The sequence below is a fragment of the Thomasclavelia saccharogumia DSM 17460 genome, assembly GCF_000686665.1.
Lineage (GTDB): Bacteria > Bacillota_I > Bacilli_A > Erysipelotrichales > Coprobacillaceae > Thomasclavelia > Thomasclavelia saccharogumia.
This window is the reverse complement of sequence record NZ_JMLH01000021.1, coordinates 1-13,174: the sequence shown is the minus strand read 5'-3', so window position 1 is coordinate 13,174 and position 13,174 is coordinate 1. Positions and strand designations below refer to the sequence as shown.

General features: G+C 25.0%; 15 protein-coding genes. All 15 read left to right on the top strand.

The window, feature by feature from the left end; genetic code table 11:
- The first annotated feature begins 3 nt into the window (after window positions 1–3).
- On the top strand, window positions 4–957 hold the full coding sequence (locus BR82_RS0106370; protein WP_161635125.1) for an O-antigen ligase family protein: 954 nt from the start codon (window positions 4–6) through the stop codon (window positions 955–957).
- The gene (locus BR82_RS16310; protein WP_051592764.1) at window positions 941–1,942 is read left to right on the top strand and encodes a glycosyltransferase; all 1,002 of its coding nucleotides are present in this window, start codon (window positions 941–943) and stop codon (window positions 1,940–1,942) included. The genes BR82_RS0106370 and BR82_RS16310 overlap by 17 nt, the downstream gene beginning before the upstream one ends.
- 149 nt (window positions 1,943–2,091) lie before the next feature.
- On the top strand, window positions 2,092–3,099 hold the full coding sequence (locus BR82_RS16715; RefSeq protein ID WP_147590218.1) for a glycosyltransferase family 2 protein: 1,008 nt from the start codon (window positions 2,092–2,094) through the stop codon (window positions 3,097–3,099).
- A 25-nt stretch (window positions 3,100–3,124) separates the two neighbouring features.
- Window positions 3,125–4,111 carry a glycosyltransferase family 2 protein gene (locus tag BR82_RS15280; RefSeq protein WP_051592763.1) on the top strand — a complete coding sequence of 329 codons (987 nt, stop codon included), beginning with the start codon at window positions 3,125–3,127 and terminating at the stop codon, window positions 4,109–4,111.
- Between the two features lie 6 nt (window positions 4,112–4,117).
- Complete coding sequence (locus BR82_RS15275; protein WP_051592762.1) at window positions 4,118–4,735, top strand: DUF1919 domain-containing protein; 618 nt, start codon at window positions 4,118–4,120, stop codon at window positions 4,733–4,735.
- 19 nt (window positions 4,736–4,754) lie between these two features.
- On the top strand, window positions 4,755–5,903 hold the full coding sequence (locus BR82_RS0106345; protein WP_034864298.1) for a CDP-glycerol glycerophosphotransferase family protein: 1,149 nt from the start codon (window positions 4,755–4,757) through the stop codon (window positions 5,901–5,903).
- A gap of 13 nt (window positions 5,904–5,916) precedes the next feature.
- Entirely contained in the window at window positions 5,917–7,443 is a 1,527-nt protein-coding gene (locus BR82_RS0106340) for a lipopolysaccharide biosynthesis protein (RefSeq protein ID WP_027089503.1), read from the top strand.
- A gap of 35 nt (window positions 7,444–7,478) precedes the next feature.
- A complete protein-coding gene (locus tag BR82_RS0106335) occupies window positions 7,479–7,916 on the top strand; it encodes an FAD synthase family protein (RefSeq protein ID WP_027089502.1) in 438 nt (145 codons plus the stop codon).
- A 458-nt stretch (window positions 7,917–8,374) separates the two neighbouring features.
- Window positions 8,375–8,518: a hypothetical protein gene (locus BR82_RS17015; protein ID WP_154659607.1), complete on the top strand. Its 144-nt coding sequence runs from the start codon at window positions 8,375–8,377 to the stop codon at window positions 8,516–8,518.
- Window positions 8,519–8,618: 100 nt separating this feature from the next.
- Complete coding sequence (locus BR82_RS0106325; protein ID WP_027089501.1) at window positions 8,619–9,617, top strand: polysaccharide deacetylase family protein; 999 nt, start codon at window positions 8,619–8,621, stop codon at window positions 9,615–9,617.
- A 10-nt stretch (window positions 9,618–9,627) separates the two neighbouring features.
- Window positions 9,628–10,374, top strand: a complete 747-nt coding sequence (locus BR82_RS0106320) for a hypothetical protein (protein ID WP_027089500.1) — start codon at window positions 9,628–9,630, stop codon at window positions 10,372–10,374.
- Between the two features lie 15 nt (window positions 10,375–10,389).
- Window positions 10,390–10,653, top strand: a complete 264-nt coding sequence (locus BR82_RS0106315; RefSeq protein ID WP_027089499.1) for a PqqD family protein — start codon at window positions 10,390–10,392, stop codon at window positions 10,651–10,653.
- Entirely contained in the window at window positions 10,650–11,090 is a 441-nt protein-coding gene (locus BR82_RS0106310) for a S24/S26 family peptidase (protein WP_205618735.1), read from the top strand. Before BR82_RS0106315 ends, BR82_RS0106310 begins: the two co-directional genes overlap by 4 nt.
- A gap of 16 nt (window positions 11,091–11,106) precedes the next feature.
- Window positions 11,107–12,258, top strand: coding sequence for a nucleotidyltransferase domain-containing protein (locus BR82_RS0106305; protein ID WP_027089497.1), 1,152 nt, complete (start codon window positions 11,107–11,109; stop codon window positions 12,256–12,258).
- Between the two features lie 287 nt (window positions 12,259–12,545).
- Window positions 12,546–13,174 (top strand): AAA family ATPase (locus BR82_RS0106300; RefSeq protein ID WP_027089496.1); only part of this gene is annotated, 629 nt, incomplete at its 3' end.

Sequence of the window (13,174 nt, the reverse complement as noted above, 5' to 3'; positions counted from 1 at the left end):
AAATTGAATATAAGGAAAAACTATTTATATTTATTGATTATTTTATTTTTATCTTTTATCATTATTCCTTTATTATCAAAAAATACTGATGGCATTGGATATTTATTAGCATTTTTAGTATGTTATTTATTTTCATTAGTTCCTTTAAAACATAGAAATATTAAATTGATTGCATTGTTTTATGGTATATTGGGAGTTTTCTTTTTGTATATTTATAATTATACTTCTATATTATCGGGTTGGAATGAAAATACAATTGCAATGATAGGTTTTTTTAGCTATGCAATTTTTTATATCGGTTTTATGGATGATAAAAAGAAATATCGTCGAATATTTACATTGGTAGTAGTAATTTTATATTTATATTTGTTGAATATTACTAATTCAAGGTCAAGTACTTTATTTGTGGGTCTTTCTATATTATTTATTTTTAATTTAATAAGACCTCAAAATTTTTATGAAGCTGGAAAATATATATATATATTGTTTATGCCACTATTAATAGTTATTATTGTTTTAATAGTTTCAAATACAGGATATTATGAAAGATTAAATTCATGGAGCATTGAACAATTTAAGAAACCTATTTTTAATGGGAGAGAAGCTTTATGGCAAAGTGGAGTTGATCAATTGAAACAACATTTGTTATTTGGTACTAAAAAAATCGGGAATGGCTGGCATAATTCAGCAATAACATGTTTAACAGCTTATGGAGTAATAGGGTATACTGCTTGGATTGCTTTATTCAAAAATATTATTGATAGAGCTAAATATTATTTTAATGATAGTTATGTATGTGCTGCTTTAACAGCATTTTTATTTATATATTTACAACAATCTGTAGAACTCGGTTTGATAGCTACTCAGCCAAATTTGATTCCGTATGTAGCATTAGGAATAATGCTAGGTCGAGTTAGATATTTAAAGGAGAAAAATAATCATGGAAATAGATTATAAAATTAGTATTATTGTTCCTGTATACAATACTGGTATATATTTAAAGAAATGTATTAATTCTCTTTTAAATCAAACATTACGAGATATTGAAATAGTTTTAATAGATGATGGATCAACAGATGAATCAAGAGATATATGTGATGAGTATGCTAAAAAGGATGATAGAATCAGCGTTATCCATAAAAGAAATGAGGATGTTAGCATTGCAAGAAATATAGGTATAAAAAAATCAAAAGGCAAGTATATAGGTTTTATTGATAGTGATGATTGGATAGAATCAAATATGTATCAGAATATGTATAAGTATATTAAAGATTATGATGTTGATATTGTTTTCTGTGATGCTGTAACAGTTTATGATGATAAGCAAAGTGAAATAGATAGTTTTACTCTATTAGAAAAGAGTAGATTAATAACAAAAGATAAGATTGATTCATCACTATTAATACAAATGGCTGGATCGGTTTGGAGAGGTCTATATAAACGAGAACTGTTGCAAGAAAATGATATTTATTTTCCTATTGATTTGAAATTCTCTGAAGATCGTATTTTTAACTTATATGCAATTGGATATAGTAAGAAAATATTTTATGATAAAACAGTTTATTATAATAGATATATTCGAATGGGTAGTGCAGTAAATAAATATTATAGCAATATGATTAATATCGTAATGGATGCAAGAAGAAAAATTATGGAGGCAATTCAGGTATGCTGGAATAATGATGAAAATATTATTAATGGATATGAGTTGCAGACTGTTGGTTTATGTTACACTGCTATCAATAATGAATTTTATAAAGATTCTCAGTTAAACTATATTGAAAGATATCAATCTATCAAAAAAATTTGTGATAATCATATTTTACGAAATGAAATAGCTAAATTGAATTTAAATGATTTAAAGGCAAAATTAATTATTAGAAAAAAAATATTACTACTATGTGCATTAGCGATTGTTTTAAATAAAAGACATGGGAGGTAAAATTTAATAATGTTATTTACTATTATTTATTGTGGATGGTATGTATTTTAAATTTTAAAAACTAATGATTTTGTTTTTTAGTATTTTTAGGAGAATGAATTTATTTTTAAAGTTTTAAATAGAAGTATTTAATATGAGGAGGGTTATTATTGAAAAAAATTAGTGTTTTAATGCCAGCATATAATGCTGAAAAATATATTGGTGAAGCTATAGAAAGTATTTTAAATCAAACTTATAAAGATTTTGAATTTATTATTATAAATGATGGATCTATTGATAGAACAGAAGATATAATTTTAAGTTATGATGACCCTAGGATTATATATTTAAAAAATAAAGAAAATTCAGGTATAGTTGCTAGTCTAAATAATGGTTTAAAACAGGCTAAAGGGCAATATGTAGCAAGAATGGACGCTGATGATATATCATTACCAACAAGATTTGAAAAACAGTTACAATACATGGAAAGTAATCAACATATTTCTGTTTTAGGAACTAGCTTAATTCTTTTTGGTGAAAATGTTCAAGAGGATAAAAGGATCTTTACATCTGATTATAGAAAATCAAAAGCGGAATTATTATTTTCTCCTTGTGTAGCTCATCCAACTGTAATGATAAGAAAAGAGATTTTAGATAAAAATAATATTTACTATGAAAATCAATATTTTGGTATGGAAGATTTTGCAATGTGGTGCAAAATAGCAATGGTAGGTGAAATAACATCATTATCTGAGTGCTTACATTATTATAGAATTCATCCTCAACAAATTACTCAAAATATTAATAATGAAACAAGAAAGCGACTTTTCAATTTATTGGATGAACGTATGCAACTTATAAAATTGAATCTTGAATATAATGAAAAAGAAATTTTTATGTTCTATTGTTTGAATGAATTTAATCAATTTGATATTGAAAAGATTAAGGTGTTTATTAATATATTGAAAAAAATAATAGAGAAGAATAAAAAATATTGCTTTTTTGACGATGTTCAATTAAGAAATGTTATTGAATCAGCTTTTATTCGTTGTATTAGTAACTCTAAAATTAGTCAAGATGAAAAAAAAGTAGCTTATAGTTATGCTAGTAGTTTAAAAATGATTTCCAATATAACAAGATTAAAATTGTTTTTTCATAATATTATAGGAGGTAACTAACATTGAATTTAGGAGAACACTATAAATGATGAATAATTTAGTAAGTATTATTGTACCAATATATAACGTAAATGATTATATGGATTTATGCATAGAAAGTTTGTTACATCAAACATATAAGAATATTGAAATTATTTTAATAGATGATGGATCAACTGATGGAAGCGCAAATAAATGTGATTTAATTGCAGATATAGATAATAGAGTTATTGTTATTCATAAAAAAAACGGAGGATTATCTTCTGCTCGGAATGCTGGGTTAGATATTGCTAAAGGGAAGTTTATACTTTTTGTTGATGGTGATGATTATATAGATTTTAATACAGTAGATACATTAATTAATATTTGGGAAGATTCTAAAATTAATCCAGATTTAATTCAATTTAATTATAAGGAAGTTCAAGAAAAGGAACAGGTAAAAATAGATAATAGTTCTAATCAGTATAAAATAAGTTATAGCCGGATAGAGTTTTTTGAAAATCTTTATGAGATAGGTGGAGGAGCAGCTTCTGCATGTACAAAATTATACAAAAAGGAATTATTTAATAACTTAAGATTTAAAAATGGAATATTGCATGAAGATGAGTATATGATTACTGATATTTTATCAAAAATTAATTCCTGTATATATTTGGATAAGATTTTATACTATTATGTTATGCGCCAGGGTAGTATTATCAATTCAAGTTTTATGCCTAAAAAAATGGATGTATTTATTTCTATAGAATATAGAATAGAATATTTGAAAAAGATAAATTCTGAACATCTTTTAAATAAGGAATTTGCAAGATATTATATGACAATATTAAATATGTACTGTAATGCACGTAAAGATGGTTACAATAAAGAATGTAAAATATTAAAAAAAAGGTTAAAACAATTATTAAAAACAAATAATATTGAGGTAAGTGGAAAGTATAAAATTATTGAACTCTTATGTAGAATAAATATTAATTTAATTACATTATATTATTATATTAGAAAATTTAAAGAAAATAAAAAGGAAATATAGAGTAAAATGTATATTATAACGAAAATAAATAATGGATTTAAGAAAGTTCAAAATTATATTAGATGTTCATTACGAAGAAAAAAATTAAGGAATAAAGATTTTACTATCATTTCAAATAATTGTTGGGCAGGGTTTATATATCAAAAATATGGATTACAATATAAGACACCAACTATAGGTCTTTTTTTTATTGGTAATGATTATATAAAGTTTTTAAAAAAATTAAAATATTATGTTAATCAAGATTTAAAGTTTATCAGTTTTTCTGAATCTAAAAATTATGATTTAATAAAAGGAGATAGAGAATATCCAATAGCAAGATTAGATGATATTGAAATTTATTTTATGCATTATAAAACTAAAAAAGAGGCAAAAGAAAAATGGTATAGAAGATGTAAAAGAATAAATTACGATAGTCTTATATTTAAAGTTCCACAAAGAGAAGGATTTACGAAACAAGATATGGAAGAATTTATGGATATAGAGAATAAATGTTTGATTTGTTTTTCACATGATAAGATTAATGGTTCTATTTGGGTGCCTGAACTTAAAATGTTGGAAGGTGACGAAACTGAATTGCTACAAAAATATTTTGATGATTTGGATTATTTGAATAATATATAGTTAATTAAGGAGGCTTAGAATGATTGAATTTATTAAAAAAATAAGAATAAATATATACATTTTTCTTTTTAAACATTTGCCAATTAAAAAAAATAAAATATTTTTCATAAGCAATTTAGGTAACGCATATACTTGTAATCCTAAATACTTGTGTGAATTTATAGCAGAGAATTATAAAGATAAATTTGATATAGTATGGGTATTTGATAAAAATATTAATATCAAACATGAATTACCTAAAGGGTGTCGTAAAGTAAATTATTTTTCGATTAAATATCTTTATGAAATTTTAACTTCTCATTATATTATTTCAAATACAAGAATTCCTAAGCATTTTAGATTTGAAAAGAGAAAATGTCAAATATATATACAAACATGGCACAGTTCAATTAGATTAAAAAAAATTGAAGGTGATGTAGCAGATCAATTGGATTATCATTATGTCGAGAATGCAAAACAGGATTCAAAGAAGATAGATTATATTATCTCTGGGTGTGGCTTAAGTAGTAACACTTTTAAAAATTCATTTTGGTATGATGGTAAAATCTTAGAGGTGGGAACTCCAAGAATAGATTATTTATTAAAAAATAATACAGAATTAAATAGATCAAAATTGTTAAATAAGAATAATTTGGATTCTAAATACAATTATTTACTTTATGCACCTACTTTTAGAAAAAATAATGATTTAAGTGCATATGATTTAAATTATGAATTGTTATGTAATAATTTATCTAAAAAATTTGGAGGAAAATGGAAAGTATTATATAGATTACATCCGAACTTAATTAATATCAGTAAAAACATTGATTTACCTAATTGCTGTATAAATGCATCATATTTTGATGATATACAAGAATTACTAATTATTTCAGATTTTCTTATTACAGATTATTCTTCTTGTATGTTTGATGCAATGTATTTACATAAAAAATGTGCATTGTATGTCAATGATTTAAAAAATTATTTATCAAATAATCGTTCACTTTATTTCAGAATTAGTGAACTCCCATTTCTTATTGCTGAAAATCAAAAACAATTATTTGATGAGATAGAAGATTATAATGAAACAGAATATATAAATAATTTAAATAAATTTCTTTCAAAAATTAATTCATTTGAAAATGGGAAAAGTTGTCAATCAATTGTAGATTTACTTTTGAATTAAAGGAGTTAATATTATGAGAGTAAAAAATTCTTTAAAAAATATAGGTACAGGTTTAATTGGACAAATGATTATACTGTTAACTGGTTTTGTTGTTAGAACAGTTTTTATTAAAACACTTGGTTCAACATATTTGGGAGTAAGTGGGCTATTTGGAAATATACTTTCAATATTATCTTTTGCTGAATTAGGTATTGGACAAGCAATTATTTTTAGTCTATATAAACCTATTGCAAAAAACGATAATGAAAAAATCCATGCATTAATGGATTTTTATAAAAAAATATATAAAGTATTATTTTTGATAGTTCTTGGTTTGGGATTAGCATTAATCCCATTACTACCATATTTAATAAAAGATATTAACAGTGTTCCATACATTAGAGTAATATACGTTATGTATGTTTGTGATTCTGCATTTTCTTACTTATTTGTATACAAAAGTACATTTTTAACTGCTACACAAAAGAATCATATTATAAATAGAGTAAATTCAATTGTATCTATAATAGTTGCAGTTTTACAAATTATTGTTTTAATATTATTTAAAAATTATTTTATTTATTTAACTATTCAGATATTAAGTAAATTATTACAGAATTATTATGTAGCAAAAAAAACTGATCAATTATATCCTTTTTTAAAAGAAAAATCAAAGCATCCGATTGAAAAATCAGAATTAAAAAAAATAAAAAAAAATGTTTCAGCATTAGTACTATATAAAATTGGAACTTTATCATTAAATTCTACTGATAATATGATTATGTCAGCATATGTAGGTCTAGAATCTGTAGGATTGTACTCTAATTATAATTTAATTGTTACATCTGTTACAGGTTTTTTATCAACAGTTTTTAATAATCTTACTGCTAGTATTGGAAATTTAAATGCTAGTGATGATAATGAAAAAAAATATTTTATGTTCAGAGTCATTAATTTAGCAACTTTTTGGCTTTATGGAGTAGTTACTGTATGTATTTTTGTATTAATAAATCCATTTATTGGATCGTGTTGGATTGGTAAAGATTATATTTTGGATATGTCAGTAGTTTTTATTATATCATTAAATATATATGTAGGAGGAATGTTGTTTGCTCCTTTTAACTATAGACAAACAATGGGATTATTTACACAAGGAAAATATAGGCCAATTATATCAGCAATAGAAAATATTATAGTTTCTATATTTTTAGTAAAGAAAATTGGTATAGCTGGTATTTTGTGGGGAACGGTAATTACAAGATTAACAACTAATGCATGGTTTGATCCCTATTTAATTTATAAAAAAGGACTAGGTATAAATCCTATAAAATATTTTATCGATTATTTTATTAAATTGATAATTTTATTAGTTAATATGGGAATATGTTTATATATTAGTAATTATTTTGTAGTAACTAATACACTACAATGGTTATTATTAGGATGTGTTGTTTTTATTGTTTCGAATATAATTATTTTTTTATATAGTTTTAGAACAGAAGAATTTAAGTATCTATTATCAATTATAAAAAATATGAAATCTATTATGAAAAGATCATGATAGATATTTTTATTTATGAAAGGAAATTAAGATATATGAAGAAAATAGTAGGATATACAGCTGGAGTATATGATTTATTTCATGTTGGTCATTTAAATCTTTTAGAAAAAGCAAAAAAACAGTGTGATTACTTAATAGTTGCAGTAAGTGTGGATGAGTTAGTGGAAAATTATAAACATAAAAGACCTGTTATTCCGTATAACGAAAGAAAAAGAATTGTTGAATCAATTAAATATGTAGATGAAGTTGTACCACAAATTAACAGAGATAAAATAGAAGCATTTCATAAATATAATTTTGATATTATGTTTGTTGGAGATGATTGGAAAGGATCAGAAATTTTTCAAACAGTTGATGATGAAATGAAATTGAATGGGAAAATTGGGGTTAAATATATACCATATACAAAGAATGTTTCATCTACACTATTAAAAAAAGTTTTAAAGAAAATCTATGATGAAATAGAGGAATAAAATAACATATATTAGAATGATAGTAAGTTATTTGACGCTTACGGAGAAGTGGCAAATGGAATTGATGAAAAATAGAAAACAATGGATTTAATGATCTGACGAATCATGAATATCATATGAAACATGCCTATAGTTATGATAAAAATGCAATCAAGGGACATTATGCAATTATGCTCATACCACACTTGATTATGCAACTGCTGGAAATGTATGAAAGAGATTAAAGAAGATTTAAAACAATGAGGAGTTAGGTGAGGGAATAAAAGAAGTACTTAGAAATAAAGTACTAAGTGCCCAGGAGTTAATATTAAAAGATCACATTTTATCAATATTTTTTAATAATCCCTTGTAAACAAATAGATGTTTATGTTAAAATGATTAAGTATTAAAAATGGATTTGAGATAGAATATTTATATATATTAAAATATGTATTTTAAAATGAGGGAAGGTATTAGATATGAAAGAAATGAAAGAAAAATATATAACACCAGTAACAGAAATAGTTGTTTTTGAACAAGAAGATGTTGTTACAACAAGCCAAAATTCAATGAATGACGATATGTCAGGTGATGAACCTAGTGCTACTGGTCTTGATTGGTAAATAAATATTGTATAAAGATGGCAGACGGCCTATACTGTCTGTCATTTTTTATAATATGTTTTATTAGTACATATTAATGAGGGTGAGAGGGAAGATATTTATGGAAGAAGATAAAATTGATTTTGATAAAAAACAGCGAATAAAAATCATTGTTGTTTTTATAGTAGCGGTTATTACGATAGCTTGTTTGATATTCTTTTTTTGGCGTGAAAGTCACTTAGAAAACGAAAGAGATACTTATTATGCTCAAATGGAAACAGAAATGGCACCATTAACAGATGAGAAGAAACAATTAGAAGAACAATTATCTAATTTAGAAGAGAATTATAATAATGAAGCTCAAGGGATATGCAGTGTTGTATTTTTATTTACAAATGTAAATAAAAATATCTATACAGATATTTATCCTTTAATGAAAGAATATGATTTTGTAGGAATGTTGACATTATCACCATCTAATTTTCCTGGTCAGGATGATTGTATGAGTTTAAAACAGTTCAAAGAATTAATAGGACTGGGATGGCAGTATTGTTTAAAATGGGATGAAGATGATAATGATGTTGATAAATGGCTAACATCATGTAAAAATATGATAAAGGAAATAGGAATTGAGTTACCAGAATCCGTATACTTTACAGCAAATTCTTATCACAGTGAATATGATGAGGCTCTTAAAAATCAAGGCTTTTCAATATTTATACATCACGGTGAAGATGATCTAGAAATAATTTCTTTAGATTCTGGAACTGAGATATGGCATCCTGGGGCTATTTCATGGAATCGTAATGGTGCTAGTACAATATTAACTAATGCGATAACTCAAAGGGGAAATCTTATTTTTACGATTGGATCTGATTTGCAGAATGAAAGATATGAAAAAGATCGTTTTAATTCAATGTTAAAGAAAATCAATAACTTTTCTAAATCAGATAATTTATTTGTAAATAACTTATTAGAAGTTAGAAAATATCGTAAAGAAATGGAAGCAGGACGCAGTAATATTACTACTGATTATCAAACACAAAAAGATGAATTAGAAGCTAAACTTTCTGAAGTAAATAAAAAAATAGATGATGTTTACAACAAATACTTAAAATAAGAGGAAGAATATGATAAGTTTTAAAATCAAATTAGCTAATAAAGTTATTGAAGTAGCAACAATATATTCAATGACAAAAAAATTATGCAAAGACTATCTTTCACAAGAAAAAGCTGATTTTTCAATAAAAATAGAAGAAAACGATATTGATAATGAAAGAATCAAATCAAAAGAAGAAGATGAAAGACAAGGAATAAATATTCGAAATTTTTCCAATGAATATTTAGAAACCTTAGCAGTATACCGTAAAATTGCAACTCAAATGCCACAATTTAATGTATTACTTTTTCACGGTTCTGTAATTGCTGTAGATAATAAAGGATATCTATTCACAGCACCGAGTGGAACAGGTAAATCAACACATACAAGATTATGGATGGAAAGATTTAAAAATCGTGCATACATGGTTAATGACGATAAACCTTTGTTAAAAATTGATAATGATATAGTAACTGCTTATGGGACACCTTGGGATGGAAAGCATCGTCTAAGTACTAATACTAGTGTTTCTTTACAAGGAATCTGTATACTATATCAGGCAAAAGAAAATACTATTAAAAAAATTAATAAAAAAGATGCTTTAATGCAAATATTACAACAAACTTATCGGCCTTTAGATAATCCTCAGGCTTATATTCAAACATTAAATTTAATTGATCAGTTATTAAATTCTACTCCAGTATATAAAATGGGGTGTAATATTTCTCAAGAAGCTGTAAATATAGCTTATGAAGCAATGAAAATGACAAATGATTAAAAGGAAGGTATTGATATGAAATTAAAAGAGGGATTTATTATTCAAGAGATGTCTGGTGAATCAGTAATGATTGCAACAGAAGATGCTAGTAAAGAATTTAGAGGAATCGTTCGTAATAATAAAACGGCTGCCTATATTGCTAGTTTGTTATTGCATGAAACAACAAGAGAGGAAATCATTGATAATATTTTAAACCGTTATGAAGTTGATCGTGATACTGTGGAAAAAGATGTTGATAAGATTATTGGTGAATTTGAAAAAGCGGGTTTTTTTGAATGATTCGAAATGTTAATATTGCTGAAGAGATTGCTAACCATGGGAATTGTATTTCTACAGTTGTTGGATATTCGATGATGCCTTTATTACGCCAAAGAAAGGATATTATTTTACTTGAAAAGCCCAATGGCAGGTTAAAGAAATATGATGTACCACTATACCAAAGAGCAAATGGAAAACTAGTTTTACATCGCATTTTAAAAGTTCGTGAGAATGATTATGTTATTTGTGGTGATAATTGCTATACAAAAGAATATGGCATCACTGATGATATGATTATTGGTGTATTAACAGGAATTACAAGAGATGGGAAGTTTATTCCCGTAACTAATAAAAAATATCTTTTATATGTCCATTTATGGTGTGATTTCTTTTATATTCGTGCAGGAATATTACGGATTTTATCATTAGCACGCAGATGCTGGAGAAAGATTCGTTAAGTGGAGGCGCATAATATTGATAGAAAATAGTATAGAATATGATATGCTGTATCTTTCAACCTGTGCGATAAATGGCCAAATTCCTGATAAAAAATGGGTAGAAAGCACAGATCTTAGGGCTTTATATTTTATGTGTAAAAAACATAGCTTAACAGCACTTTGTTATACAGCTATTGAATCTGTTGAAACATTAATTTTGGATACAGAACTTTTAAAGCATTGGAAACTTGAAAGAGAAAAAGCTATTCGTAAAAATTTATTACTTGATCAAGAAAGACTAGAAATTATTAATTTTATGGAAGTAGAAGGTATATGGTATATGCCTTTAAAAGGAATTATTTTAAAAGACTTATATCCAAAATTAGGAATGAGACAAATGGCTGATAATGATATTTTATTTGATAGCAAGTATCGAGATAAAATATTTGATTTTATGAATAAACGTGGTTATGCTGGTAAAAAAGGTGATAATCATGATGTTTACAATAAAGAACCAGTTTATAATTTTGAAATGCATACTTGTCTATTTAGTGATCTTCATAATCTTACCTGGTATTCATATTATTTTAATATAAAAGAAAAGCTTATAAAAGATAATGATAATCTTTATGGCTGGCATTTTTGTGATGAAGATTTCTATATTTATTTAATCATGCATATTTATAAACATTATAAAGGTGGCGGTACTGGATTACGTTCTTTACTTGATTGTTATGTATATCTTAAATCAAAAAAAGACATTCTTGACTGGCAATATATAAAAAGAGAATTATATAAGTTAGAAGCAGATGATTTTGAAAAATCCTTTAAATCATTAAGTTTGTATGTTTTTTCTAATCGTTTTAATTTTGATAAACTTCCTTTAAGTCAAAAAGAAATGTTAAATTATATTTTATCTTCTGGGGTTTATGGAAATATTGAGCAGTTTGTAACAAATAAATTATCTAAAATGACACAGGATGAAGTAAATAATAAGGTTCGTTTTAAATATTTATGGTCGCGTATTTTTCCTAATCCAGAATTTTTAAGAGTGTATAGTCCATTTGCATATCAACATTTTTGGGCTAGACCATTTGTTTATATATTTAGAATAATTAAAGGCATTATTTGTAAAAGAAAAATAATTTGGAAAGAGTTTAAATTAGTATGGAAAAAATTTGAAAAGTAATAAAAATATAAGGCTTTTTATTGAAAGAAGTTTTATAATTATCAGTTTTAAGTGCTGTACATATAACTTTTATATATTTAATTTAAAAATAAGGCTAAATGTCTTATTTTTAAATTAAATAAAATCATGCCAGTTTTATAAATTTATCATTGTTATATTTTTAATAAAATCTATTAATACATTATCAATTATATCATTGATAATTTACTGTATAATAAATTGAAGTAATAGATGATTTTTAAATTATTAAAATAGTGTATAATAGATAAAGAAAGGTTGGTGAAAAAATGGGAATCTATCTAAATCCACAAAATACATTGTTTCAAAATATGATAAATAGTGAAATATATGTGGATCATAGTTTATTGATTGAAAACACAAATAAAATAATCAATACAGAAAATAATAAATTATGTATATCAAGACCAAGAAGATTTGGAAAGAGTACTGATGCCAATATGCTTGTTGCTTATTATTCCAAAGGCTGTGATTCATCACAAATATTCAATGATTTAAAAATCAGTCAAACAGAGCTATATCAAAAACACTTAAATCAGCATAATGTGATACATCTCAATATGCAGAATTTTTTAAGTAAAACACATGATATTGATAAAATGCTTATTCTTCTAACGAAATTAATTTTTAGAGAAATAAAAAAAGTCTATCAAGAAATAGAATATTTTGATATTAATGATCTTATACAAGTTTTGGAAGATGTTTATGCTGAGGTAAATGAACAGTTTATATTTATTATCGATGAGTGGGACTGTATCTTTAGAGAATACAAAAATGATAAAGAAGCCCAGGAAAAATACTTGGATTTTTTAAGAAATCTGTTAAAAGATAAACCATATGTATCATTATGTTATATGACGGGAATTTTGCCAATCAAGAAATATGGAACCCATAGTGC